Source organism: Paraburkholderia sp. SIMBA_054 (assembly GCF_046534875.1).
Classification (GTDB): domain Bacteria; phylum Pseudomonadota; class Gammaproteobacteria; order Burkholderiales; family Burkholderiaceae; genus Paraburkholderia; species Paraburkholderia hospita.
In genome coordinates this window covers 168,662-194,553 of sequence record NZ_JAWRXV010000016.1, presented here as the reverse complement: position 1 = coordinate 194,553, position 25,892 = coordinate 168,662, and the positions used below count along the sequence as shown (strand labels likewise).

Below are 25,892 nucleotides of genomic sequence, written 5' to 3'. Positions count from 1 at the left end.
GAACACAGCAATCGCGCGATCTCTTCCGCGTTGCCGGGCCGCTGCGAGTGCCTTAGTCAGGGACGTGCTCATTACGCATGTTTCCAATCATTGATGTTCTCGTGCATCGACAAACAAGGCTCCGTCAGACTTGCGCGCGCGCTGCGGCGGTCCCGGCTACAAACTCACATGGTCCGGAAAGGAAGCCGTTTGCTGCTGCATGGGCCTTGTCATGGCCGTGGCAAGGAAAGCCACACGCACGCCTGCAGTTTGCTGCCTGCATTGAACGGCGGCGTTTCTCGGCTGTTGTTTTCCGCTGACTAGCTTTGGTGACGATGCCTCGATCGGCTCGGGAACGCCCCCAAGAGTCAGCATTGACGATCGCTATCCCGCCCATTGAAAACCGCACGACACGCCCGAGAGCCGACCGAAAGCACATTCGACGAATCCGCAGATTACTTCAGGAACTAACAGACAGGCTCCGTAGCTCGGCTGGTGCCGTAGCCGCTGCCGTCATCGGAAGGTTCTAAGGGGCCACCCGTTGACTCCAAGGCGGATCCGCCACCCCGCGTGTCCCTTGCCGTGATAACCCGCGCCTTATCACGGCAATCCTCCTAGGTCGGGCGCCGCGCGTGCGAGGGAAAGGGCGGAGTCCGTCGGCTGATCGGCCTAAGCGGTCGTTGATCCCTCATGGTGTCAGCGGCTGGTATGGGTTCGGGAGCGTGAGTTCGCTGATGCCGGAAGCTGCCCTCCGGCTGGTCGATGCTGCCACCGTCAGCAATCCGCCATGTTGCTGACGTAGAGCCCAACCTGCCCCAATGTCGGCATTGGGTGCGACAACAGGCGCTGGCTGACAGCGGGTGGTATGGTTTCACGCGGGCGCCGCATCTGCGTGTAGACGGCGCGGTCGCCACGACGATGTCGCGTCGTGAACAACTATCTGAAGGGCGGGCGCACCGCAGGCGTTCGATCTGCTCTACTGGAACGCCAATGGCACCAACGTGCCCGGACCGATGTACGCCTGGTATCTGCGCAACATGTATCTCGGGAACAACCTGTGCAAGGCGGGACGGCTCGTCGTGTGCGGCACGCCGGTGGGCCTTGGGCACGTCGACATGCCGGGCTACATCTTCGGCACGCAGGAGGATCACATCGTCCCGTGGAAGGGCGCGTATTGTTCGACGCAACTCGTGCGCGGCGAGACGCAGTTCGTGCTCGGCGCGAGTGGACATATAGCGGGCGTGATCAATCCGGCGTCGAAGAACAAGCGCAGCTACTGGACCGACGGCATGCTCGGCGACGATCCGGGGCGTTATGTGGCGAAGCATCCGCCGGACGTCATGGGTGCGTGACCCGTGGCGAGCGCTTCAGGGCCTTGACAGAATCAAGGGGTTCCTCAACGCACTACGACAAGATCCTTACCACGAACCTGGCGATGGTGTTCTTCGAGCCCGTGTCATCACCTTGCATCGGCCGCAACAGCTGAATGCGCTCAATGACGTGCTGGTGGATGAACCCGGCGCGGCACTGCTTGCATACGATGCGGGCGATTGCATCGGCTGCATTGTAGTGTTTGGCAGTGAGTCGTTCGCTGCAGGCGCAGATATCGCCGCGATAGCGAACCTTGACTTCGCTGAGGTCGGAAAGCGCGCACTTCATCATGCGCAATTGAGAAACGATATGTCCGGTGCGCAAGCGTGCAATTGCTGCTATCGCGGGCTTTGCGCTTGGCGGTGGCTTTCAGCTCGCGATGACGTGAGACTTTATTACCGCTGCCGACAACGCCCGGTTCGGTCGGCCTGCAACCGGGCTCGGCATCATCCCCAAGCTTGCAAAAGGCGTCGGGTCTATACATGCATTGCATCACGGGGGATCCCGCGACACGGTGTTGTGTGTGCCGGCCACGGGCAGAGGCACCGCACTTAGCATCACGTTGGCCGGTCTCGCGAGTGATACTGCGCTGGGCAGCGGAGGTCGAGGCCCTTCGCTGCACGGTTCAACGCAGCAGAAAGGCGGCGAACGGTCCAGATGAGAAGGCTATAGTCGGGCCGGATCTTAAAGCCATGTTGTGCATCGACTTCGGGCAATGCTGGAGCGCACGTACTTGCCGCGTCCGCAGCCATGCACCCATTGGTCGCCATGGTGACGATCACAATGCAAAGAATCCTGCATGTACTAAGCATTTCCCTTCAATTGCTGTCTTGCGGAACGCAGAGGGGTAGGCGGTACATCCTGCGTTCAGCCACGGCATTCCGAGGAGCGGGTGCTCAACCAAACCAGGGAGGCCGGCGTCGACGGCGCGCGGGGCCCATTCAGGGCACTAATGGCCGTCGGTTCGACCTGGATCACCTGCTGGGGCGATCGGCGGTGGTCTATACCTGATCATGGCGACTATGCGGCAGGCTGACGCGACCTCACCGGCTCGCGTTTGAGGGTTTTCCTTAGCCTCAGGCAGGCAACAATGTCGATGGTTGGCCGTCGGCGGACATGCTAGGATTTCTTTCAAACAACTCCGGAAACCGCTATGCCGTTCATCTGCGAAAACGTTGAATGTCGTGCCGTGCTGGCTCGCGGGCAGGTCAGATCCAATCACGAGGACGAGGGGTGGTGCTTCTACTGCCCGGACTGCAAAGTCAGGAACGAGTTGAAAGATATCGGTGTACCTGGCGGTCCTGTCGAGTTGGTCCAGCTAGAAAGATCCGACCTTCCGCACAAGGTAATAGCGACAGCTCGACCATTGGAGGACGGCAGGTACGCAGCGCAATTGCTCGTTCAGAGGGCACTCGGTATGAAAGGAACATATGGGGTCGAGGAACGCTGGGAGCAGCTCGGAGTATTCCTCGACGCGCACGAGGCCGTAGCGCACGCAAAGTCTTTCGCAACAGACCTGCTGGAGCGAAAGGTCTAGTCGAGAGTGGCACGCTGGATTGCTCCATACCAATCAATGCGCGGATCTTTACGGCAGGCCCACGACCGTAGATCCGCGCGACAACCTGGTGCTTTACGGCGTGCATGCCGTGCAGAAAGCGTTTCAGCGTTCGGTGCGCTCAATAGGCGGTGTAAACGGATACCGCACCACTCCGAATACTTCACCGTACGGGATGACCGGCTTGAATTCAACCAACCTTAACTCACGAAGCACCATTGACAGCGAGCTTGACAAAGAGTCTGGCTGCTTCGTTGCCATGGGACAAAGCGCGCAGTGCGAGGGAGAGTGCTAGCTGTGCGTCGTGGGAGACCGCGCTACGATCCTGATCGAAGAGATTGACAGCGTGGCGCATATGCTGCGCCGCCTGCGTGTGAAGCTCCACGGCCGCCGCATGATGTTTTGCCACGTCCGCGGCACTTACGCCTGAGCCGGTCGATGGAGGCGTTATCGACGGCGTATTGGTGCTGTGCGCACCAGCGTCGTGTGCGTGATCGATCGCATGCAACGTGTGGCCATGGGCCATCATCGCCTGATGTGCGGCGTGAGCAAAGTCTCGACCTTCCTCGAAATGCCGGGAAGCCTCGCGGTGATGTCGCGCGGCCTGCTCGTGGTGTGACGCCGCGGCTTCGAGATGCCCCTTCTTGCTATGCTTCGTGTTCACGCCGGCTCCTGTGCAACTTCAGAACTAACTCCGATGGCGACCGATTCGAAGATACAGTGGTGGGTCGTAACGAGATCCTAATCTACATCACTTGCGCCTTCTGTGGCATTTGCGTTTCGTGGAAAATCAGCATCACGTTCGGCCTGCTTTTCGAACCGTGTGTTGTGGTGAGCGTGCGTATTGGATCGCGCGAACCGGAACGAAGCCGTGTAGAGCCTCTTTAGTTTTCTCAGTCGTGCAGAAAAGAGGGCGAACCGGCACTTGGTAGCGAGCAGAACCTGTTCAGCCACTATGTGAATCCGCCGGTGCCAGTCGGAGGGTCGCAGTCTCCGAAAGGGGGCGGCATTGGATATTCGAGGGGACGCCTGTCTCAACCACGGGGTGGCGACATCGAACTTACGGATACGGTCAAGCGTCAATCGCTCGCACCGTCGCTCAGACATTCAGGCGTCCGTTCCGCATCATGGGGACCCGCTCGACGGAGGTGAGAGCTGCCATTCGCCGACGCCGGTTGGCGAATGGCGGCAAATCAACCCGCAGTCGACGCACCGACACCTGTCGATGAACGTCGGCTAAGGCCGACATCCGTGCTTTGAGCATCGGGCGGGTTTCGTTCAGGGTTTATTCGACGCCTGTCGACATGCGCGGAGGCAGGCACATTCCTGCGGCCGATGGCAGGCATCGAATAAACCTTAACGCCCAGCAGTCGTCGGCCAGAACTGTCACTCAAGCTCGCCTCGCGGGTTTCTCGATAGCGGTCACCCGGGAGCCGTTCCCGGAATTTCCAAATGGCGTGGCATCGGATGGATCATCCACGCATTAGATGTATTGGCGGGGCATCGCAGCGCTACGGGAGCGGATGAAGTTGAAGAAAGACAGCTGTGGCGTTGCGGGCACGTGCCGCGACTTCGCGTGAGTTCGGCCGCTCGGCGACGCCAAGCAACAGGCTAACCATCAAATTACCCCACAGCAACCCGCCGTACTGTTCGGCAAGGTCGGCAGGACGGCCATTCAGAAGTCCGGACGCCTGAGCCCGGGCCATGATTTGACGCAAGGCGGCACGACTTGTCTCTCGCCCTGTCGAGTCGAGCGCTTGCGCCACCTCGGGCGCGTGGACCGCCTCGGCGATTGCCAGTCGGAAGACCGCGATGACCGTTGGATCGGTGATCTCGCGGACGAGCTGCGTCCCGAGGGAAGTCAATACGTTCGCGAGTGTCTCGCGGTCGTGCGGCACAGGCAAGTCAGCGGGTACCTGCAGTCTCGTGGCGCGCGCGCTGATGCATGCGATTAGCATTTCCTTCTTGTTGCCCACCAGCGCATAAAGTTCTCGTTTCGAAACCCGCGCGCGCGTGGCGATCTCAAGCGTGCTGGTCGCCGCGTAGCCACTCGTCATGAACGACGCGAAGGCTGCATCGAGAATACGCGCGCGCACCTCAGTTTCGTCGCGGCCTTCCTGGCGGTCCTTTGACAGCGATACCTTGGTCATCATTGTCTATCTTGACATTCGGTACCGCAGAGTACCATACTGGAGCAACCATCTGGTACTTATGAGTACCACGACTGCTCGGAGGCGATCGTGCTCAAGCCAAGGATCCTCGTAACCGGCGCGACCGGGAAGACCGGCAGCGTCGTCGTTGCCGAACTGCTGAAGGCCGGCTATCCCGTACGCGCTATGGTGCGCCGGGAAGATGGCCGCAGCGTGCGACTGAAAACGCAGGGGGCCGAGATAGCGGTCGTCGACATGAGTGACGTCGAGCGCGTCGCCGACGCGCTGAAAGACGTTCAGCGCGCCTACTTTTGTCCGCCTTTCGATCCCTACATGATTCAGGGCGCGGTCGCGTTCGCCGTCGCCGCCAGGGAATCCGGGCTCGAACACATCGTTAGCCTGACCCAGTGGCTGTCCAGTCCCTCGCATCCCGCCCTCATGACCCGGCAGCTCTGGCTCGTCGATCGGCTGTTCTCGATGACGCCGGGAGTCGCGCATACGATCGTGAGGCCGGGCTTCTTCGCTGACGCCTACCTCGCACTGACTGGATTTGCTGCGCACCTCGGAGTATTTCCCTGGATCTATGGCGATAGCCGTAACGCGCCACCGTCCAACGAGGATATCGCGCGAGTCGCCGTCGCGGCCCTGATGGATCCTGCGCGGCACGCCGGGAAGCGCTACCGCCCCACTGGGCCGGAGCTCCTTGGCGCGGGGGACATGGCCAAAGCGATCGGCCGGGCCGTCGGACGATCGGTCAAGGTCGTGCCGATGCCGATCTGGCTATTCATGAAGGCCGCCCGGATGGGCGGCTTGCCGATCGACCTGATCAGCGGCGTTCGCTACTACATTGACGATCACAGACGCGGGGCTTTTGAGCTGGGCGCTCCGACCACGGACGTGCTCGATGTGACCGGTCAGCCCGCCGAGGACTTCGAGACGATCGCGCGTCGCTACGCGGCGCTTCCCGGCAACCGGCGGGCGCCTGGCAATTGGCTTCGCCAGTTCGCGCAGTTCGTGTTCGCCCCGCTCAGCCCCGGTTTCGATCTCGAGCGCTACGACCGTGAACTACGCCGTCCGTTCCCGTCAGAACCGCAGTTTGCCCCTGAGTCCAAGGTCTGGCTGCGCGAGCATGCGATGCCTCACGCGGAGCGAGGCGCTGTGACCACAGAGCTACGCACGCTGCGCGCTTAAGTTTCTCACGAGCGATCGCGGGAATTCGTACCAAAGGAGAGTCTCATGCTGCCCCAGCTCTGTTTTTTCGTTAGCATCGCATTCAGCTTCAGCACATGGGGAATCGTCACCAGGCGATACGTCTGGCCAAAACTCCGTCTCCTGCGACCAGTCGATGCGCTGCGGCCTCTTCTCATCCTGCACAGCTTCCGCTTCATTGGGTTGGCATTCCTCGTCCCAGGCGTCGTGTCGCCCGAACTGCCGTCTGCCTTCGCGTATTCCGCCGCCTACGGGGACCTCGCTGCGGCGACACTCGCGTCGCTATCACTGGTATTGTTGCCACGCGGGGCCGGCATTGTGGTCGCCTGGATCTTCAACTGTTGGGGCCTGGCAGATCTCCTGAACGCGTTCTATCAGGCCAATGATGCCGGGCTCGTGGCGGGACAGTTGGGCGCGACCTACTTCATTCCGACTCTGGTTGTACCCCTTCTGCTGATCACGCACGGACTCATCTTCCGGATTCTTCTGCAACATCAAAATCAGCCCGCAATGCGGGAAAGCCGGCAGCCCGGCGAAGGGCTATCGAGTGGAGGGCCCATGATCGATGCGACGACCTCCACAGAGCCCCAATCGGTCGGTGCGGCTACCCGTCTGACGAGGTGAGGCACAATCCGCCCAGCAGCGGACATCGCAACTCCAGCAGCAACATACCGCATAGTGGGCCGTCAGGATCACCTTTCAAAGGGGGCGTTACGACACGGGCGAGTCTCTCAGAGTGGTCTTGAGTCGGTAGATGGTGGACCAGGCGTCTTCGAGCGAAGCCGCGGCCCCCGTCTCCGCAGAGCGAGTTCTGTGTCGGCAGCAGCGAATCAAGGTCTGTAGCGACGACTACATCAGTGTCCGCGGCTGTCTCAATCAATGTCCGCTAGCAGCAGAGCAACCTGACGGCTCTGAGTCCATTTCATCGGTTCATCGCGAGCCCTGGCAGGCCAGCGCAGATCGTGAACCCAGCCGTCCGGTGAACGGCATTATGCATCCGTCGACATTCGCTGACCCTACCGATTGATGCCAATCCTTTATATCCGATACTCTGGCGAAGACCTGCTTAACGCGATCGGCGGTTGTGATGAATCTGGATTATCGGCAGGCCGTACCTGAAGACTCGGAATGGCTATTTGACACGTATCGGCGAACTATGAAAGGTTTCGTTACCTCAGCGTATGGCTGGGACGACGACTTGCAACATGCTGGGTTTGCCAAAAGCCTTCGCCAAGGCTCTTGTCAAATAGTTACATGGGAAGACAACCAATGCGGGTTTGTGCACTGGGACGTCGAACCCGATCTCGTATGGCTGAGGATGCTTTGTATCGTGCCGGAGATGCAATACAAGTCGATTGGCAGTGCAGCGATTGCCAAGGTGATGTCGTTCTCCAGTTACTTACAAAAACCGCTGTACTTGAATGTCTTCGTATGCAACCGAGCTGCCTATGACTGGTACAGCCGAATCGGCTTTGTGGAAATCGAAAACGATGGCAAGGTCTCGACTTTGGTGCTTCCTTCGTCATCACCGGGCCACAAGGAACGACATGCGTAGTCTTCCAGGCACCGTGCTCCCATCGTAAACTTCCGGGTTCGTTGAGGTTCATTCGACGCTTGCCGGCACGAGCCGAACAACTCTCAACGCTTCCTGACCTCCGGACCGGCACAAAGCTGCCGTTCAAACTAATCGCGGGCCGGACGCCAGTAGAGCACACCATAGCCGCCGTTGGCCGATGGTCGCGCCAGCGGCTGCTATGGCCGGTTCTCGGACCGTCGTTGGAAACGTTCTTGAGCGGAGTGAACCCCACGATAGCTAAAGTTCAGAGTTCCGAGGCCTTCGCGGTGACGCGATGTCCTCCATATAGATGCCGCGCTGTAGGAGACGATCCGCGAAATCTCAACTCGGAAGTTGCGGATTTTCAATGGCGCAATCGTATATCGTTATGGCGGGTTCGACACCGATCAATGTTCCCGTAAAGCCTCACCGTTCAACGCTGCGACTGGCTCAAAGTGACGACCCGCACGCGAGCCGAATATTATGAAAAGTCATGGCCGCAAATGGTCGAAGACCGCGCCGCTGTTCGGGGTAGTCACGCTCTATGCCAGAAGTTTGCCCGACATGTGATTTTTGTAGCTTTCGGAATTAGACTTAATTGTTCGTACAGACGCGAGATAGTTTCTCGGCGCACCGACCGACGCTAGGCTGGATAGTGTTATTTCAACCAGCTTTCAGTTTTTGTTCTTTTTTGTCTGGAGCTTTTGAGGTTTTCGGGGTTTATTGTCGGTTTTTTTCCTCTTTATTGTGAAGGAACAATCTTTGAGTTTTTCACAGTCCACACTCGATAAAGGATCACCCCAGGATAACCAGGAGTTATCGCCCCCGCAGCAGCTTTCATTATTCAACCCGGTCCCGTTTCCCTACATTGTGCGGCAGACGCAATGTAGCTCAGTCAACTGGAAACGAGGAGTCACATGAAATTGCTGCGATATGGCGCCCCAGGTCACGAAAAGCCCGGCATTCTCGACCGCAACCGCGCAATCCGCGACCTGTCCGGCGTGATCGACGATATCGCGGGCTCGACGCTGTTGCCCGAATCGCTCGAACGCGTTCGCGAGATCGATATCGAGTCGCTCCCCATCGTTTCCGCTCAAGCGCGCATCGGCGCCTGCGTGGGCCGCATCGGCAAGTTCATCTGCATCGGGCTGAACTACGCGGACCACGCGGCCGAATCGAATCTGCCCGTGCCGAGCGAGCCTGTGGTGTTCGGCAAGTGGACGTCGGCTGTCGTCGGTCCGAATGACGACGTGCGCATCCCGCGCGGCTCGCAAAAGACCGACTGGGAAGTCGAACTGGGCGTCGTGATCGGCAAGGGCGGCGCGTATATCGACGAAGCCGACGCGCTCAGCCACGTCGCCGGCTATTGCGTCGTCAACGACGTCTCCGAGCGCGAATATCAGATCGAGCGCGGCGGCACGTGGGACAAGGGCAAGGGCTGCGACACGTTCGGCCCGATCGGCCCGTGGCTCGTCACCGCTGACGAAATCCCCGACCCGCAGCGCCTCGCCCTCTGGCTCGAAGTGGACGGCAAGCGTTATCAGAACGGCAACACGAGCACGATGATCTTCAACGTCGCGCAGATCGTCTCTTACCTGAGCCGCTTCATGAGCCTGCAACCGGGCGATGTGATCTCGACGGGCACGCCGCCGGGCGTTGGCATGGGGCACAAGCCCGAGCCCGTCTATCTGCGCGCAGGGCAGACGATGCGCCTCGGCATCGAAGGGCTGGGCGAGCAGCAGCAACGCATCGTCGCCGCATAAGAGGAGCGCACTGATGAACCAGTACGACTTCACGCAGCGTGCCGCCGTCGTCACGGGCGGCGCGCAAGGCATCGGCTATGCGGTCGCGGAGCGCGGTGTTCGATCTGTCCGGCGGCCGCGCCACGTATTGAGCGTCACGTAATCGCACCATAAAGCTCGCCGGCCACCTGCTTCAACGCGCGCACCACTTGCGTCGAAGCGGGCGACAGCAACTGCCCGGTGCGCGTGATGATGCCGAAGTCGTCCATCCGCAGCGGCATGTCGAGCGGCAGGATCGACAGCAGGCCGTGCGCCGCGTAGTAATGCGCGACCTCGGCGGCGAGCACGGCGAGCATGTCGCTTTGCGACAGCAGGCTTGTGACGAACAGCAGTTCCGCGCTTTCGACCACGTTGGACGGCGGCGCGAGGCTTTGACGCTGGAACATCAGCTCGAAGCGATGGCGCAGCACGCTTTGCGCGGGCGGCACGACCCACGACGCGTCGACGACATCCGCCAATGTCAGCGATTGCGCCGCCAGCAACGGATGACCCGAACGGGCGACGGCGAGTGCCTGTTCTTCAGCGAGAGGTTCGTAGCGCAGATGCAGCTTGTCATGTTCAACGGACAGCCGGCCGATCACGAGGTCGAGCTTGTCCTGCGCGAGGCTTTCGAGCAGCACGTTGCTGCTGTCGATCTCGACGCTCACGCTCAAGCCGGGATGATGCTGCTTGACCTGTGCAATCGCGGCGGGCAGCAGGCTGACGGCGGGCGACGTGATCGTGCCGACGGCCACGCGCCCGAGCTGCCCCGACTTCAGCGCGAGCACTTCCTCGCGCGCCTGATCGAGGCTGCCGACCACGGAACGCGCGTGGCGAATCATCACTTCGCCGTACAGCGTCGGCCGCATGCCGCGTGGCATCCGCTCGAACAGCGGCGCATCGAGCATTTCTTCCAGTTCGCGCAGCAGCTTCGACGCGGCGGGCTGCGACATGCTCAGCGCGTCGGCGGCGCGGTGGATATTGCCTTCCTCGTCGAGCGCGACGAGCAGCAGCAGTTGCCGCGTCTTCAACCGCGTGCGGACGTACCAGGGGTTCGAATCGAGCATAAGGGTTAATACCAATAATTAAAGCGATATCAGTTCGACGCCAATTTTCATTAGAAAGATATCAGACCGCTTCGTAGACTTCTCTTTTTCCCCATGATCCGCAACCACCATTCGTCCTTACTCAAACGGTTGCGCAAACATCAGCAGTTGCCTTCAGGAAGTCAGCATGTCGGATAAGAAAACGAAGCTGCGCTCGGCCCAATGGTTCGGCACGGCCGACAAGAACGGCTTCATGTATCGAAGCTGGATGAAGAATCAGGGCATCCCCGATCACGAATTCGATGGCCGGCCCGTCATCGGTATCTGCAACACGTGGTCGGAACTCACGCCGTGTAATGCGCATTTCCGCAAGATCGCCGAGCACGTGAAGCGCGGCATCTACGAAGCAGGCGGCTTTCCCGTCGAATTCCCCGTGTTTTCCAGTGGCGAATCGAATCTGCGCCCCACCGCGATGCTCACGCGCAATCTCGCGGCGATGGATGTCGAAGAGGCGATTCGCGGCAATCCCATCGACGCCGTCGTGCTGCTGACCGGTTGCGACAAGACCACGCCCGCGCTGCTGATGGGCGCGGCGAGTTGCGACGTGCCCGCGATCGTCGTCACGGGCGGCCCGATGCTGAACGGCAAGCTCGACGGCAAGGACATCGGTTCGGGCACGGCCGTGTGGCAGTTGCACGAATCGCTGAAGGCGGGCGAGATCGATCTGCACAAGTTCCTGTCGGCGGAAGCGGGCATGTCGCGCTCGGCGGGCACCTGCAACACGATGGGCACGGCATCGACGATGGCGTGCATGGCGGAAGCGCTCGGCACGTCGCTGCCGCACAACGCGGCCATTCCCGCTGTCGACTCGCGCCGCTATGTGCTCGCGCACATGTCGGGCATGCGCATCGTCGAGATGGCGCACGAAGGGCTCACGCTGTCGAAGATCCTCACGCGCGAAGCGTTCCTGAACGCGATCCGCGTGAATGCGGCGATTGGCGGCTCGACAAATGCGGTGATTCACCTGAAGGCGATTGCAGGGCGTATCGGCGTGCAGCTCGATCTGGACGACTGGGTGCGCATCGGCCGTAACACGCCGACCATCGTCGACCTGATGCCTTCGGGCCGCTTCCTGATGGAAGAGTTCTATTACGCGGGCGGTCTGCCTGCTGTGCTGCGTCGACTCGGCGAAGCGGATCTTCTGCCGCATCCGGGCGCGCTGACGGCGAACGGCAAGGCGTTATGGCACAACGTGATGGATGCACCCATCTACAACGACGAAGTGATCCGTCCGCTCGACCAGCCGCTCGTGAAGGACGGCGGCATCCGCGTGCTGCGTGGCAATCTCGCGCCGCGCGGCGCAGTGCTGAAGCCTTCGGCGGCGACGCCTGAGCTGTTGAAGCATCGCGGCCGCGCCGTCGTGTTCGAGAACTTCGAGCACTACAAGGCACGCATCGTCGACGAAACGCTCGACGTCGACGCGAACTCCGTGCTCGTGCTGAAGAACTGTGGACCGAAGGGTTATCCGGGCATGGCCGAAGTCGGCAACATGGGTTTGCCGCCGAAGCTGTTGCGCCAGGGCGTGAAGGACATGGTGCGCATCTCGGATGCGCGCATGAGCGGCACGGCATACGGCACGGTCGTATTGCACGTGACGCCGGAAGCGGCCGACGGCGGCCCGCTTTCCGCCGTGCAGGACGGCGACTGGATCGAGCTGGATTGCGATGCGGGCACGTTGCGCGTCGATATCAGCGACGAAGAACTGGCGCGCCGCCTCGAAAGCCACACGCCGCCCGAGATGCCCGCCGGCGGCGGTTATCAGCGGCTGTATATCGATCACGTATTGCAGGCGGACGAGGGTTGCGATCTGGACTTCCTCGTCGGCTGCCGGGGCGCAGACGTGCCGCGCCATTCGCATTGAGGAGAAAACGAATGAACCTGACAGGTGAACTGCTGATTGGCGCAAGCGCGCGGCGCGGACAAGGCGCTGAGTTTCATGCCATCGATGCCGCAACGGAACAGGCGCTGCAAGCGCCGACGTATTACAGCGCGAAATCGGGCGATGTAGACGAGGCGTGCGCGCTAGCCGAAAGCGCATTCGACGCCTACCGTACGCTGCCCGCCGAACGCCGCGCGCGCTTTCTCGACGATATCGCCGCGCGCATCGAAGCACTCGGCGATGCGCTGATCGAACGCGCGATGAGCGAATCGGGTTTGCCGAAAGCGCGTCTCGAAGGCGAGCGCGCGCGCACGGCGAACCAGTTGCGCATGTTCGCAACGCTCGTGCGCAGCGGAGACGCGCTCGATGCGCGCATCGAACCCGCGTTGCCCGAACGCCAACCGCCGCGCACCGATCTGCGCTTTCAGCGCATCGGTGTTGGTCCCGTTGCCGTGTTCGGCGCGAGCAATTTTCCGCTCGCGTTTTCGGTCGCGGGTGGCGATACGGCGGCGGCGCTCGCAGCGGGTTGCCCTGTCGTCGTGAAGGCGCATCCGGCGCATCCGGGCACGTCGGAACTCGTTGGTCGCGCGATTCAGGACGCCGTGCGTCATGCGGAGCTGCCCGAAGGCGTGTTCTCGATGCTGTTTGACGCGGGCCATGAAGTGGGCGCGGCGCTGGTCGCGCATCCGTCGATCAAGGCCGTGGGCTTCACGGGTTCGCGTGCAGGCGGACGCGCGCTGATGGCGATTTCGAACGCGCGCGCGGAGCCGATCCCCGTCTACGCGGAAATGAGCAGCGTGAACCCGAACCTGCTGATGCCCGCAGCGCTGACCTCGCGCGCCGAGACGCTGGCTCGCGATTTCGTTGCATCGGTGACGCTGGGTTGCGGTCAGTTCTGTACGAATCCCGGCTTGATGCTCGGCATCGCAGGCGAAGGCTTCGAGCGTTTCGCTGCAACCGCCGCGCAGAGCATTGATGGAGTGCAAGCGGGCGTCATGCTGACAGGCGGCATTCTGCGGGCGTACGACGCAGGTATCGAACGGTTTGCTGCGAATCCCGCTGTGACGACGCTCGCGCGTGGCAAGGCGCCCGAAGCAGGCAGCCGGCGCGCGCAAGCGGTGTTGTTCCGCGTGAGTGCGAAGAGCCTGCTCGCGGATCACACGCTGGCTGACGAAGTGTTCGGCCCGTGCAGCGTGCTGGTCGAATGTGCCGACGCCGATGAGTTGCGCACCGTGTTGAATCGTATCGAAGGGCAACTGACGATCACGCTGCATCTCGATGATGCCGATCAACCCGCCGCACAAGCGCTGCTGCCGATTCTCGAACGCAAGGCGGGCCGCATTCTTGCGAACGGCTTTCCGACGGGCGTCGAAGTCTGCGACGCGATGGTCCACGGCGGCCCGTTCCCCGCGACTTCCGATGGACGCAGTACGTCCGTCGGCACGGCGGCGATCGAGCGTTACATGCGGCCTGTCTGCTATCAGAACTTGCCTGCCGCGCTGTTGCCTGAAGCGTTGCGCGATGCGAACCCGCTTGGCGTGCATCGGCGGTTCGCGGGGCGGCACGAGCGAACGCCCGGTTGAGCACGCAATACCTCGACGCAGAACATAACGACATAGCTTTGCATGGGACCAGAGTAGGAGCTAAAGCTCCAACTCTGGTCGACAGCTTTGCATGGGACCAGAGTAGGAGCTAAAGCTCCAACTCTGGTCGACAGGAGACATAGCAATGACCACACCTTACGCCAGCGCGCAGCAGGCCGCGCCCGCAGTCGATGCGGGAACGGGCGCAGCGCTCGCCGACGAACAGCGGATCATGAGTCTGCTGGTTCGCCGGCTGATTCCGTTTCTCGCGCTGATTTACGTCGTCGCCTATATCGACCGCTCCGTGGTCGGCTTCGCGAAGCTGCACATGAACGCGGCTGTCGGCATCAGCGACGCGTCCTATGGCCTCGGCGCGGGGCTGTTCTTCATCGGCTATTTTCTGTGCGAAGTGCCGAGCAACCTCGCGCTCGAACGCTTCGGCGCGCGTGTATGGTTCGCGCGGATTCTGTTCACGTGGGGCGTCATCACGATGCTGATGTCGCTCGTGAGCGGTCCGGCGAGCTTCTACGTGCTGCGCTTTCTGCTCGGCGCGGCGGAAGCGGGCCTGTATCCGGGCATTCTGTACTTCCTCACGAAGTGGTTTCCGATGCGGCATCGCGCGCGCATCATCGGCTTGCTGGTGCTTGCGCAACCGCTTGCGGGGATTCTGACGGGACCCGTCGCGGGCTTCGTGCTGTCGACGCATGGCGTGTTCGGCCTGTCGAACTGGCAGACGCTGTTTGTGCTGAGCGGCTTGCCCGCCGTGCTGCTGTGCGTGCCGACTTTGCGCGTGCTGCCCGAGTCGCCCGCGAACGCGAAGTGGCTCGCGGCGTCGGACCGCGCGTGGATCGAACGCGAACTCGCCGCCGATAGCGCGTCGTATGGGTTGCAGTCGCACGGCAATCCGCTTGCGGCGCTGAAGGACAAACGCGTGCTGCTGCTCGCGCTGCTGTTTCTGCCGTTTCCGCTGAGCATCTACGGTTTGTCGTTGTGGCTGCCGACGATCATCAAGGCGTTCGGCGTCACCGATGCCGTGACAGGTCTGTTGTCCGCCGTGCCGTATCTGTTCGCGGTGGTGGGGCTGTGTGTCGTGCCGCGTCATTCGGATCGCAAGCGTGAACGGTACTGGCACATCGTCGTCGTGTCCGGCGCCGCAGCGATTACGATGGCATTGAGCGCATGGACGCACACGCCCGCGCTGCAATTTCTGTTCATCTGCCTGACGGCGTTCTCGCTGTATTCGATCCAGGCGGTAGTGTGGGCGCTGCCCGGCCAGTTTTTGTCGGGCGCGCGCGCAGCCGTCGGCATCGCGACGATCAATTCGCTCGCGAACCTGGGTGGCTACGTCGGGCCATACGGCATCGGTCTCATCAAGGATGCGACGGGCAGCCTCGCGTCCGGCCTGTACTTCCTGTCCGCGACGCTGCTGTTCGCCGTCGTGATCACGTTCGTCGTGCGGGCGTCGTTGCCCGAACCGAAGGCGCATGCGCGCTGATGCGCATGTGACCCGTTCAAAACATTTTCTAGCGGAGCCCAAGTCATGACCTCACAACGCACTCCACGTTATCGCGGCATCTTCCCTGTGGTGCCGACCACGTTCACCGAAACGGGCGCGCTCGATCTGGAGAGCCAGAAACGCGTCGTCGATTTCATGATCGACGCGGGCTCGGACGGCCTGTGCATTCTCGCGAACTTCTCCGAACAGTTCGCGCTCTCCGACGACGAACGCGAGACGCTCACGCGCGTGATGCTCGAACATGTTGCGGGCCGCGTGCCCGTCATCGTGACGACGAGCCACTACAGCAGCGCCGTGTGCATCGAGCGCAGCCGCCGTGCGCAGGAGCAGGGTGCGTCGATGGTGATGGTGATGCCGCCGTATCACGGCGCGACGTTCCGCGTGCCCGAGACGCAGATCTATGAGTTCTATGCGCGGCTGTCGGACGGCATCGACATTCCCATCATGATTCAGGACGCGCCCGCGAGCGGCACCGTGCTGTCGGCGGCATTTCTTGCGCGGATGGCGCGTGAGCTCGAACAGGTGTCGTACTTCAAGATCGAGACGCCGGGCGCGGCTGCGAAGCTGCGCGAGTTGATCCGCCTCGGCGGCGACGCGGTGGAAGGTCCGTGGGATGGAGAAGAAGCGATCACGCTGTTCGCGGATCTCAACGCGGGCGCGACGGGCTCGATGACAGGCGGTGGCTATCCCGACGGCATTCGCCCGATTCTCGAAGCGTTCCGCGAAGGCAAGCGCGATGAAGCGTTTGCGCACTATCAGCGCTGGTTGCCGCTGATCAATCACGAGAACCGTCAGACGGGTCTGCTCGCGGCGAAGGCGCTGATGAAAGAGGGTGGCGTGATCGCATGCGAGGCCCCGCGTCATCCGCTGCCGGCGATGCATGCCGATACGCGTGCTGAACTGATCGATATTGCGCGCAGGCTTGATCCGCTGGTGCTGCGATGGGGGAAGTGAACGCGTAGGGCGTTAGCGGCGCTGGGCGGGGTGGTTGTCTTTGCGCTGGCATCCGCGTTACGTTCTTTGCTGTGCACGCGTTGGCCCTGTGCGGGGCGGTAGGTATTTTTGTCTGCGACGGCTTGTTGGTTTGCTTCGGGTTTTCGCTGGCATCCGCGCTATGTCTTCGTGCTTCAAGCGTTGCCCCTGTGCGGGGCGGCACCTACTTTTCTTTGCCGCCGCAAAGAAAAGTAGGCAAAAGAAAGCGGCTCACACCGCCAACATTTCTCCCTGCCTGAGGGCCCCCAACCGGTCCCACGCTTCACACGGCAACCTTCCTGTTCGCGTTCGTTGCCAACGCTCTTGCGCTGCGCCTCACCCGCTTCACGCGCCCGCAATCCGGCATGCCGTGCCAGATAGTCCACCGCCGCCCAGGTGGCAAACTGTGTGTAGGCCGTAGTACTGCACGCACCTCACTCCAGACCGATAGCGCACGCGTCCCACCCTGTAAGAGCGCTACCCTATACGGCGCGACAACCTACACACAGTTTCCCACCTGGGCGGCACATACCATTCGTTGCCACTAATACGTGTACGGGTGTGTGAAGTGGGTGAGGCGTTCATTCAAAGCGTTGGCAACTAACATGAGTCACGTGAATGCCGTGTGAAGCGTAAGAACCTTTGGGGGCCCTCAGGCAGGAAGAAGAGTTAGCGGTGTGAGCCGCTTTCTTTTGCCTACTTTTCTTTGCGGCGGCAAAGAAAAGTAGGTGCCGCCCCGCACAGGGGCGACGCATGAACGGCAAACACCGTCACGCGGATGCCAGCGCAAACACAAGCAAACCAAACCGCCCGCGCCACGAAGGCAAAACGCGGATGCCAGCACAGAGGCAAAAAACAAACCGCATGCGCAGCAAACCCCGCATCGCGGATGCCAGCGCAAACCCCGGCTTAGCGTCGCAGACAAATCACCCGGGAACCCGAACCAACCCTTCCATCAAAACCCGCGCACTCCGGCTCATAACGGCCTTCTTAACGGCCCACTCGCCGTCCTCGAGTGTAGCCACCGCACCAACCCGCAAAGTCCCCGAAGGATGCCCGAAGCGCACAGCTTCGCGCTCGCCACCGCCAGCGGCAAGATTCACCAGCGTGCCAGGAATAGCCGCCGCCGTACCAATAGCCACAGCCGCCGTCCCCATCATCGCGTGATGAAGCTTCCCCATCGACATAGCCCGCACGAGCAGATCGACATCATCAGCAGCAACAACCTTGCCGCTCGAAGCGACATAACCAGAAGGCCGGGCCACAAACGCCACCTTAGGCGTATGCTGCCGCGTGGCGATCTCATCGAGACTCTTGATCAGCCCCATCCGCAGCGCCCCATGCGCACGAATGGTCTCAAACTTCTTCAGCGCCGCGTCATCGCTATTGATCGCGTCCTGCAGTTCCGTACCCGTGTAGCCGATAGCATCGGCATCAACGAAAATCGTAGGAATACCCGCATTGATCATCGTCGCCTTGAGCGTGCCGACGCCGGGCACCTCCAGATCATCGACGACATTACCCGTCGGGAACATCGCGCCTCCCGCGCCTTCCTCTTCCGCAGCAGGGTCCAGAAACTCGAGCCGCACTTCCGCAGCAGGAAAAGTCACGCCATCGAGCTCGAAGTCCCCCGTCTCCTGCACGGAGCCCTTAGTAATCGGCACATGCGCAATGATCGTCTTGCCGATATTCGCCTGCCAGATGCGCACGACAGCAACGCCGTTATCCGGCACACGTTCAGGATCGACAAGTCCACCCGAAATCGCAAACGGCCCCACCGCCGCCGACAGATTCCCGCAATTCCCACTCCAGTCGACAAACGGCTTATCGATCGACACCTGCCCGAACAGATAATCCACATCATGATCCGGCCTGCTGCTCTTCGCGATGATCACCGTTTTGCTGGTGCTCGACGTCGCGCCGCCCATGCCGTCGATTTGCTTGCCATAAGGATCAGGGCTGCCGATCACCCGCAGCAGCAACGCATCGCGTGCTGCACCCGGCACTTGCGCCGCTTCGGGCAAATCCTTCAGGCGAAAGAACACGCCTTTGCTGGTGCCGCCGCGCATATACGTGGCGGGAATCTTGATCTGAGGTGCGTGTGCCATGTGTTTTGATCCTGTTGAATCTGATGACGATCCGTCTCAGGCCGCTGCCTTCGACGACTCCAGGAAGTCTTGCGCAAAGCGCTGCAGCACGCCGCCCGCTTCGTAAATCGACACTTCTTCCGCGGTATCGAGACGACACGTGACGGGCACTTCAACGCGCTCGCCGTTCTTTCGATGAATCACGAGCGCCAAATCCGCGCGCGGCTTGCGCTCGCCGATCACGTCATACGTCTCGGTCCCGTCGATACCCAGCGCGAGCCGGTTCACGCCCGGCTTGAACTCGAGCGGCAGCACGCCCATGCCGATCAGGTTCGTGCGGTGAATGCGCTCGAAGCCTTCGGCCACGATCACTTCGACACCCGCGAGCCGCACGCCCTTCGCCGCCCAGTCGCGTGACGAGCCTTGACCATAGTCCGCGCCCGCAATGATGAGGAGCGGCTGCTTGCGGTCCATGTAGGTTTCGATGGCTTCCCACATGCGCGTGACCTTGCCTTCCGGCTCGATGCGCGCCAGCGATCCCTTCTTCACCTGTCCATCGACAATAGCCATTTCATTGGCCAGCGTCGGATTGGCGAACGTCGCGCGCTGCGCGGTGAGGTGATCGCCGCGATGCGTCGCATACGAGTTGAAGTCCTCTTCGGGCAGGCCCATTTTCGTGAGGTATTCGCCCGCTGCGCTGTTCGCGAGAATCGCGTTCGACGGCGACAGGTGGTCCGTCGTGATGTTGTCGCCGAGCACGGCGAGCGGACGCATGCCTTGCAACGTGCGCTCGCCAGCCAGCGCGCCTTCCCAATACGGCGGACGGCGAATGTACGTGCTTTGCGCGCGCCAGTCGTAGAGCGGGCTGATCGGCTCGCCGCTCGCGGCCGTCACGGCGAACATCGGCTCGTAGACCTTGCGGAACTGCTCGGGCTTCACGCTCTGCCTGACGATCTCGTCGATCTCTTCATCGCTCGGCCAGATGTCCTTCAGATAAACCGGCTTGCCGTCCTTGTCGGTGCCGAGCACATCGCGCTCGATATCGAAGCGGATCGTCCCCGCAATCGCATACGCGACGACGAGTGGCGGCGACGCGAGAAACGCCTGCTTCGCATACGGATGAATGCGGCCATCGAAGTTGCGGTTGCCCGACAGCACAGCCGTCGCGTACAGATCGCGATCGATGATCTCCTGCTGGATGTTCGGATCGAGCGCGCCCGACATGCCGTTGCACGTTGTGCACGCAAACGCGACGATGCCGAAGCCGAGCTTCTCCAGATCGGGCAGCAGGTTTGCTTCCTGCAAATAGAGTTCGACGGCCTTCGATCCCGGCGCCAGCGACGACTTTACCCACGGCTTGCGCGTCAAACCGCGCGCATTCGCATTGCGCGCGATCAACGCCGCTGCGATCACGTTGCGCGGATTGCTCGTGTTCGTGCAGCTCGTGATTGCCGCAATGATCACAGCGCCATCGGGCATTTGCCCCGGCACGTCTTCCCATTTGCCGGCGATGCCGCGTTCGGCGAGATCGGACGTCGGCAGGCGCTTGTGCGGATTCGACGGACCCGCCATATTGCGCACGACCGTCGACAGATCGAACCTGAGCACGCGCTCATATTCGGCGTTCTTAAGCGAATCGGCCCACAGGCCAGTTGCTTTCGCATACGTTTCGACGAGCTTCACTTGCGCGTCGTCGCGGCCCGTAAGGCGCAGATAGTCGATGGTCTGTTCGTCGATGAAGAACATCGCGGCCGTCGCGCCGTATTCGGGCGCCATGTTGGAGATCGTCGCGCGGTCGCCGAGCGTGAGGCTCGACGCACCCTCGCCGCGAAACTCCAGATACGCGCCCACTACTTTTTCTTTACGCAGGAATTCCGTCAATGCGAGCACGATATCGGTTGCGGTGATACCCGGCTGACGTTTGCCCGACAGCTCGACGCCGACGATATCCGGCAAGCGCATCCACGAAGCCCGGCCCAACATCACGTTTTCCGCTTCCAGACCACCGACGCCCACGGCAATCACGCCAAGCGCATCGACGTGCGGCGTGTGACTGTCCGTGCCGACGAGCGTGTCGGGATACGCGACGCCATCCGCAGCATGAATGACAGGCGACATCCGCTCCAGATTGATCTGGTGCATGATGCCGTTGCCCGGCGGAATCACCTCGACGTTCTTGAATGCCTTCTTGGTCCAGTTGATGAAGTCGAAGCGGTCTTCGTTGCGCCGGTCTTCGATTGCGCGGTTCTTCGCGAACGCATCCGGGTCGAAGCCGCCGCATTCGACCGCAAGCGAGTGATCGACGATCAACTGAACGGGTACAACGGGGTTCACCTTGGCCGGGTCGCCGCCCTGATCGGCGATCGCATCGCGCAGTCCGGCGAGATCGACGAGCGCTGTCTGACCGAGAATGTCATGACACACGACGCGCGCCGGAAACCACGGAAAATCCAGATCGCGCTTGCGGTCGATCAATTGCCGCAGCGAATCGGTCAGCGTCGCGGGATCGCAGCGGCGCACGAGGTTCTCGGCGTGCACGCGCGACGTGTACGGCAGCTTGTCATAAGCGCCTGGCTGGATCGTGTCGATCGCGGCGCGCGTGTCGAAGTAATCCAGCGAAGTGCCGGGCAGCGGTTTGCGGTGTGCAGTATTCATGGCGTAGGGACACATGCGATATTGATCGTGAGCCGGCGTGCGATGCCGTGTCGCGGCTTCGGCACACAAGGCTCCGTGTGGTGGCCGGGCTTGCCGTCCACGTGTTTCTTGCGAAGTGTAGCGCTTCAGCGGGTGCCGGGTGTAGCGGCGCAAACATAAAAAGCGCATAAAAAGCAGCCTTGGCTCGCGGGTATGCCGAACCAAGGCCGAACAGGATTGCGGCTCTCGCACCGCACTTCCAGGAGTCGAGTTGCTCGTTCAGGCGCGCTTCGAAAGCGGCACGAACGCGAGATCGTCCGGACCCGTGTAATTTGCGCTGGGTCGAATGATCTTGTTGTCGACGCGCTGCTCGATGATGTGCGCGGCCCAGCCGGACGTGCGCGAGATCACGAAGAGCGGCGTGAACATTGCCGTCGGCACGCCCATCATGTGATACGACACCGCGCTGAACCAGTCGAGATTCGGGAACATCTTCTTGACGTCCCACATCACGCTTTCGAGCCGCTCGGCGATCTCGAACAGCTTCGTGTTCGACGCTTCTTTCGACAGCTTCTTCGCCACTTCCTTGATCACCTTGTTGCGCGGATCGGAGATCGTGTACACGGGATGGCCGAAGCCGATCACGACTTCCTTGTTCTCGACGCGGCGGCGGATGTCGGCTTCTGCCTCATCCGGCGTCTGGTAGCGCGACTGGATCTCGAACGCGACCTCGTTGGCGCCGCCGTGTTTCGGGCCGCGCAGCGCGCCGATCGCGCCCGTAATGGCCGAATACATGTCCGAGCCCGTGCCCGCGATCACGCGGCCCGTGAACGTCGACGCATTGAATTCATGCTCCGCGTAGAGATTCAGCGACACATGCATCGCATCGACCCATGATTTCGGCGGCTCCACGCCATGCAGCAGATGCAGGAAGTGGCCGCCGATCGAATCGTCGTCGGTTTCGACTTCGATCCGCTTGCCGTTGTGCGAGTAGTGGTACCAGTACAGCAGCATCGAGCCGAGCGAGGCCATCAGCTTGTCGGCGATATCGCGGGCGCCCGGCAGGTTGTGATCGTCTTTTTCCGGCAGCACGGTGCCCAACACGGACACGCCTGTACGCATCACGTCCATCGGATGCGCGGCGGCGGGAATCCATTCGAGCGCGGCCTTCACGTTCGCGGGCAGGCCGCGCAGCGCTTTGAGCTTCTTCTTGTAAGCGGCGAGTTCGGCGACGTTGGGCAGCTTGCCGTGCACGAGCAGATGCGCGATCTCCTCGAATTCGCAGGCGCCCGCGAGATCGAGAATGTCATAGCCGCGGTAGTGCAGGTCGTTACCCGTCTTGCCGACCGTGCACAGCGCGGTGTTGCCCGCCGTCACGCCCGACAGGGCCACGGATTTCTTCGGCTTGAATGCGCCCGCGCTCGTTGCGCCGTTGTCTGCTTCGCTCATGTGTCTTCCTCCAGGTGCCATTACTTGTGTGCGGCGAACAGCGCGTCGAGCTTGTCCTCGTACGCGTGATAGCCAAGGTATTTGTACAGATCGTCGCGCGTTTGCATCGTCGGCACGGCGGCCTTTTGCGTGCCGTCGCGCAGCACGGTTTCGTAGAAGTTGAGCGCCGCCGCGTTCATCGCGCGATACGCGCCGCAGCAGTACAGCGCAATGTCGACGTTCGCTTCGCGCAGTTCCGTCGTCGTGAAGAACGGCGTTGCGCCGAACTCGGTCAGGTTCGCGAGAATCGGCACCTTCACGGCGGCCTTGAAGCGGCGGTAGTCGTCGAGGGTCTTCATTGCTTCGGGGAAGATCATGTCCGCGCCTGCTTCGACATACGCGACGGCGCGCTCGATCGCGGCATCGATGCCTTCGGCAGCGGCCGCGTCGGTGCGGGCCATGATGACGAACTGGTCGTCGGTGCGCGCATCGACAGCGGCTTTCACGCGATCCACCATCTCTTCCGTTGCGACGACTTCCTTGTTCGGGCGATGCCCGCAGCGCTTCTGGCCGACCTGGTCTTCGAGGTGCACGGCTGCGACGCCCGCCTTGATGAACGAGCGCACCGTGCGTCCGATATTGAAGGCGCCGCCCCAGCCCGTGTCGATATCGACGAGCAGCGGCAGGTTGGTGGCGTCGGTGATGCGTCGGGCGTCCGTCAATACGTCGTCCATCGTGCTGATGCCGAGGTCGGGTACGCCAAGTGAGTTTGCGGCGACGCCGCCGCCCGACAGATACAGCGCCTTGAAGCCGACGGCTTCGGCCATCTTTGCGACGTACGCGTTGATCGCGCCGACGACCTGCAGCGGTTGTCCTTCTGCAACAGCCAGGCGGAATGCCGCGCCGGCGCTGGTGGGTTGTTTGGCTGAGTTCACTGTGAGGCTCCGTTGTTTGCGCTGCCTTATCTGCAAGTGGCGTGCCATGCAGCGTCGCATCGCTAAGTCTCTGATTTTGCGAGGCAGACATCCGCACGGACGTTCGTAGAAATTTCAAAAATGAAATCGGCGGTTTCTGTTGTGAAATTAGGCGCGCATAATGGAGAGTCCCGCCGCTTTTGAGCCCGATCGCTTCGATGAGCACGCCTTCCATCGTTTCAAATCCACGCCCGCGCATCTGGGCGATGGGCATCAGCCGCTTGCGCGACCTGTTCGTGGATATCGCCAGCGAGTACGCGGGCCGTGCGGAACTGCGCGTCGTCGCGCGCGGCTTCGACGACGCCATGCAGGAAATCGACGCCGCGGGCGCCGAGCGTCCCGACGTGATCGTCGCAGGCGGCTCGAATGCCGCGTATCTGAAAGGGCGCGTCAACGTGCCCGTCGTCGCGATCACGCCGACGGGCTTCGACGTGATGCAGGCGCTCGCCCGCGCGCGGCGCGACGGCGATTCGGTGGCGCTCGTCACGCACGGCGAAACGCCCGACGAGGTGAAGCGCTTCACGGCCGCTTACGGCATCGACGTGATCTTCGCGTCATACCGCTCGACGGAAGACGCGGAGAACTGCGTGCGAGAGCTGCACGAACGTGGCGTCGATGCCGTGGTCGGGCCTGGGCACGTGACCGATCTCGCGGAGCGCGCGGGCATGGGCGCTGTGTTTCTGTACTCGCGCACGTCGGTGCGCAGCGCATTCGATACCGCCCTCGAAGTCGCGCAGGCTACGCGCGCCGAGGGCGTGCGGCGTCAGCGCCTCGATAACCTGTTGCAGCACCTGCGCGATGGCGTCGTCGCGCTCGACGCGCAGGGACGCGTCGAAGCGATCAATCAACGGCTTGCGGACGTGCTCGGCATCGACGCCGCGAGGGCCGCGGGCGTGCCGTTGCAGAAGCTCGCGCCGGATCTCGCCAGCGCGCTGCCCGATGCCGACGGCGATACGCTGGTGTCCGTGCGCGGCACGAGCTATCTCGTGCATCGCGGGCCGCTGGCGGGCGCGGGTCACGCGGCGGGCACGGTGCTGACGTTCCAGGAATCGCGTGCCGTCGAACGGCTCGACCGCACGCTGCGTTCGCGGCAGCGCGGGCAGCAGTTCACCGCGCGCTACCGGCTCGACGATCTGGTCGGCGAATGTCCATCGATCGAGCGCGTGCGCACGCTGGTGCGGCGCTACGCAAAATCTGACGCGACCGTGCTGATCCTCGGCGAAAGCGGCACCGGCAAGGAAATGGTCGCGCAGAGCATGCATCGGCTGAGCGCGCGGCGCGACTTCGCCTTCGTCGCGATCAATTGCGGCGCGTTTCCGGAGGCCTTGCTGGAAAGCGAGCTGTTCGGCTATGAGGAAGGCGCGTTCACGGGCGCCCGCAAGGGCGGCAAGGCGGGTTTGATCGAGGCCGCGCACCGCGGCACGCTATTTCTCGATGAAATCGCCGAGATGCCGTTGCCGCTGCAAAGCCGGCTGCTACGCGTGTTGCAGGAACGCGAAGTGGTGCGGCTCGGTTCGACGGAACCGACGCGTGTCGACATACGCGTCGTCGCCGCGACGCACCGCGCACTGACGGAGGGTGTCGAGGCAGGGACGTTTCGCGCCGATCTCTACTATCGGTTGAACATTCTGAGCATTGCACTGCCGCCGTTGCGCGAGCGTACGACGGACGTATTGCCGCTTGCCGCCGAACTCCTGTTGCAGGCCGCCGCGCGCGAGCCGAGGCTGGTGGCGCGCGTCCCTGATTTGCAGGCCGCGACGCGCGTGCTCGCGCAGATCGGCGAGCCGTTGCGCCTTTATGCGTGGCCCGGCAATGTGCGCGAGTTGCAGAACGTGATCGAGCGGATCGCCGTCGAACTGGCCGACGCGGAAGGCGACACCGCCGACGTGTTCACGCGCGAGATGCTCGATGTCGTCGCGCCCGAACTGGTCGCGTCCTCGGTGTCGCAAAAGAAGGATGCGTTGACGTTGCGCGAGCGCAGCCGTCATGTCCAGGCGGACGAAATACGCGCGATGCTGGCTGCGTGCGGCGGCGACCGCGACGCCGCGTGCAAGGCACTCGGTATCAGCAAGACCACGTTGTGGCGCAAGCTCAACGCGATTCAATGAGCAGC

The 25,892-nt window shown here is 62.1% G+C and carries 18 protein-coding genes and 2 pseudogenes; 14 read left to right on the top strand and 6 right to left on the bottom strand.

The features are described 5' to 3' along the window. Positions 1–904 precede the first annotated feature (904 nt). The 4 genes and pseudogenes from SB822_RS21170 to SB822_RS21155 form a co-directional block, all read left to right on the top strand. Positions 905–1,331 (top strand): annotated as a pseudogene (locus SB822_RS21170) (class I poly(R)-hydroxyalkanoic acid synthase); the annotation flags it as partial. After that, positions 1,294–1,905, top strand: coding sequence for an enoyl-CoA hydratase/isomerase family protein (locus tag SB822_RS21165; protein ID WP_410855549.1), 612 nt, complete (start codon positions 1,294–1,296; stop codon positions 1,903–1,905). The pseudogene SB822_RS21170 and the gene SB822_RS21165, both read left to right, overlap by 38 nt. 598 nt (positions 1,906–2,503) lie before the next feature. Continuing rightward, positions 2,504–2,887 (top strand): hypothetical protein, encoded by a 384-nt coding sequence (locus SB822_RS21160; protein ID WP_079491594.1) that lies wholly within the window; start codon positions 2,504–2,506, stop codon positions 2,885–2,887. Positions 2,888–3,374: 487 nt separating this feature from the next. Next, on the top strand, positions 3,375–3,524 hold the full coding sequence (locus SB822_RS21155) for a hypothetical protein (RefSeq protein ID WP_165576713.1): 150 nt from the start codon (positions 3,375–3,377) through the stop codon (positions 3,522–3,524). 892 nt (positions 3,525–4,416) lie between these two features. On the opposite strand, the gene SB822_RS21150 is transcribed toward SB822_RS21155, so the two are convergent. Next, positions 4,417–5,058, bottom strand: a complete 642-nt coding sequence (locus SB822_RS21150; protein ID WP_007589414.1) for a TetR/AcrR family transcriptional regulator — start codon at positions 5,056–5,058, stop codon at positions 4,417–4,419. An 87-nt stretch (positions 5,059–5,145) separates the two neighbouring features. Between SB822_RS21150 and SB822_RS21145 the strand changes: the two genes are divergently transcribed. The 5 genes and pseudogenes from SB822_RS21145 to SB822_RS21125 form a co-directional block, all read left to right on the top strand. Further along, a complete protein-coding gene (locus SB822_RS21145; protein WP_410855548.1) occupies positions 5,146–6,246 on the top strand; it encodes an NmrA family NAD(P)-binding protein in 1,101 nt (366 codons plus the stop codon). A 45-nt stretch (positions 6,247–6,291) separates the two neighbouring features. Then, on the top strand, positions 6,292–6,888 hold the full coding sequence (locus tag SB822_RS21140; protein ID WP_410855547.1) for a hypothetical protein: 597 nt from the start codon (positions 6,292–6,294) through the stop codon (positions 6,886–6,888). A gap of 463 nt (positions 6,889–7,351) precedes the next feature. Further along, on the top strand, positions 7,352–7,819 hold the full coding sequence (locus tag SB822_RS21135) for a GNAT family N-acetyltransferase (RefSeq protein WP_007746724.1): 468 nt from the start codon (positions 7,352–7,354) through the stop codon (positions 7,817–7,819). Positions 7,820–8,736: 917 nt separating this feature from the next. After that, on the top strand, positions 8,737–9,582 hold the full coding sequence (locus tag SB822_RS21130; protein ID WP_410855546.1) for an ureidoglycolate lyase: 846 nt from the start codon (positions 8,737–8,739) through the stop codon (positions 9,580–9,582). A 13-nt stretch (positions 9,583–9,595) separates the two neighbouring features. Then, positions 9,596–9,676: pseudogene (locus SB822_RS21125) on the top strand (3-oxoacyl-ACP reductase); the annotation flags it as partial. A gap of 40 nt (positions 9,677–9,716) precedes the next feature. Here the strand turns inward: SB822_RS21125 and SB822_RS21120 are convergent. Next, positions 9,717–10,667, bottom strand: coding sequence for a LysR family transcriptional regulator (locus tag SB822_RS21120; protein ID WP_007589404.1), 951 nt, complete (start codon positions 10,665–10,667; stop codon positions 9,717–9,719). A 166-nt stretch (positions 10,668–10,833) separates the two neighbouring features. On the opposite strand from SB822_RS21120, the gene SB822_RS21115 reads away from it, so the two are divergent. From SB822_RS21115 to SB822_RS21100, 4 genes are all read left to right on the top strand, one after another. Next, positions 10,834–12,567, top strand: a complete 1,734-nt coding sequence (locus SB822_RS21115; RefSeq protein WP_410855545.1) for an IlvD/Edd family dehydratase — start codon at positions 10,834–10,836, stop codon at positions 12,565–12,567. Between the two features lie 11 nt (positions 12,568–12,578). Beyond that, positions 12,579–14,168: an aldehyde dehydrogenase (NADP(+)) gene (locus SB822_RS21110; protein WP_410855544.1), complete on the top strand. Its 1,590-nt coding sequence runs from the start codon at positions 12,579–12,581 to the stop codon at positions 14,166–14,168. Between the two features lie 145 nt (positions 14,169–14,313). Beyond that, a complete protein-coding gene (locus tag SB822_RS21105; RefSeq protein WP_007589398.1) occupies positions 14,314–15,663 on the top strand; it encodes an MFS transporter in 1,350 nt (449 codons plus the stop codon). A 45-nt stretch (positions 15,664–15,708) separates the two neighbouring features. Continuing rightward, the gene (locus SB822_RS21100; protein ID WP_079503268.1) at positions 15,709–16,638 is read left to right on the top strand and encodes a dihydrodipicolinate synthase family protein; all 930 of its coding nucleotides are present in this window, start codon (positions 15,709–15,711) and stop codon (positions 16,636–16,638) included. Positions 16,639–17,582: 944 nt separating this feature from the next. On the opposite strand, the gene prpF is transcribed toward SB822_RS21100, so the two are convergent. From prpF to prpB, 4 genes are all read right to left on the bottom strand, one after another. After that, entirely contained in the window at positions 17,583–18,764 is a 1,182-nt protein-coding gene (gene prpF, locus SB822_RS21095) for a 2-methylaconitate cis-trans isomerase PrpF (protein ID WP_007741067.1), read from the bottom strand. A gap of 36 nt (positions 18,765–18,800) precedes the next feature. Then, a complete protein-coding gene (acnD, locus tag SB822_RS21090) occupies positions 18,801–21,398 on the bottom strand; it encodes a Fe/S-dependent 2-methylisocitrate dehydratase AcnD (RefSeq protein ID WP_410855543.1) in 2,598 nt (865 codons plus the stop codon). Positions 21,399–21,656: 258 nt separating this feature from the next. Continuing rightward, positions 21,657–22,826: a 2-methylcitrate synthase gene (gene prpC, locus SB822_RS21085; protein ID WP_079491612.1), complete on the bottom strand. Its 1,170-nt coding sequence runs from the start codon at positions 22,824–22,826 to the stop codon at positions 21,657–21,659. 20 nt (positions 22,827–22,846) lie between these two features. After that, positions 22,847–23,788: a methylisocitrate lyase gene (gene prpB, locus SB822_RS21080; RefSeq protein ID WP_179142835.1), complete on the bottom strand. Its 942-nt coding sequence runs from the start codon at positions 23,786–23,788 to the stop codon at positions 22,847–22,849. A 149-nt stretch (positions 23,789–23,937) separates the two neighbouring features. Here prpB and prpR point away from each other — a divergent pair, with 149 nt between their 5' ends. Then, entirely contained in the window at positions 23,938–25,887 is a 1,950-nt protein-coding gene (prpR, locus tag SB822_RS21075) for a propionate catabolism operon regulatory protein PrpR (RefSeq protein WP_079503264.1), read from the top strand. Positions 25,888–25,892: the final 5 nt, after the last annotated feature.

Bases quoted from the DNA above. Each gene is read 5' to 3' on its own strand.
- SB822_RS21165 (WP_410855549.1), top strand. From the start codon at position 1,294: ATGTGGCGAAGCATCCGCCGGACGTCATGGGTGCGTGACCCGTGGCGA.
- SB822_RS21160 (WP_079491594.1), top strand. From the start codon at position 2,504: ATGCCGTTCATCTGCGAAAACGTTGAATGTCGTGCCGTGCTGGCTCGC.
- SB822_RS21150 (WP_007589414.1), bottom strand. From the start codon at position 5,058: ATGATGACCAAGGTATCGCTGTCAAAGGACCGCCAGGAAGGCCGCGAC.
- SB822_RS21140 (WP_410855547.1), top strand. From the start codon at position 6,292: ATGCTGCCCCAGCTCTGTTTTTTCGTTAGCATCGCATTCAGCTTCAGC.
- SB822_RS21135 (WP_007746724.1), top strand. From the start codon at position 7,352: ATGAATCTGGATTATCGGCAGGCCGTACCTGAAGACTCGGAATGGCTA.
- SB822_RS21130 (WP_410855546.1), top strand. From the start codon at position 8,737: ATGAAATTGCTGCGATATGGCGCCCCAGGTCACGAAAAGCCCGGCATT.
- SB822_RS21120 (WP_007589404.1), bottom strand. From the start codon at position 10,667: ATGCTCGATTCGAACCCCTGGTACGTCCGCACGCGGTTGAAGACGCGG.
- SB822_RS21115 (WP_410855545.1), top strand. From the start codon at position 10,834: ATGTCGGATAAGAAAACGAAGCTGCGCTCGGCCCAATGGTTCGGCACG.
- SB822_RS21110 (WP_410855544.1), top strand. From the start codon at position 12,579: ATGAACCTGACAGGTGAACTGCTGATTGGCGCAAGCGCGCGGCGCGGA.
- SB822_RS21105 (WP_007589398.1), top strand. From the start codon at position 14,314: ATGACCACACCTTACGCCAGCGCGCAGCAGGCCGCGCCCGCAGTCGAT.
- SB822_RS21100 (WP_079503268.1), top strand. From the start codon at position 15,709: ATGACCTCACAACGCACTCCACGTTATCGCGGCATCTTCCCTGTGGTG.
- prpF (WP_007741067.1), bottom strand. From the start codon at position 18,764: ATGGCACACGCACCTCAGATCAAGATTCCCGCCACGTATATGCGCGGC.
- acnD (WP_410855543.1), bottom strand. From the start codon at position 21,398: ATGAATACTGCACACCGCAAACCGCTGCCCGGCACTTCGCTGGATTAC.
- prpC (WP_079491612.1), bottom strand. From the start codon at position 22,826: ATGAGCGAAGCAGACAACGGCGCAACGAGCGCGGGCGCATTCAAGCCG.
- prpB (WP_179142835.1), bottom strand. From the start codon at position 23,788: ATGGCACGCCACTTGCAGATAAGGCAGCGCAAACAACGGAGCCTCACA.
- prpR (WP_079503264.1), top strand. From the start codon at position 23,938: ATGAGCACGCCTTCCATCGTTTCAAATCCACGCCCGCGCATCTGGGCG.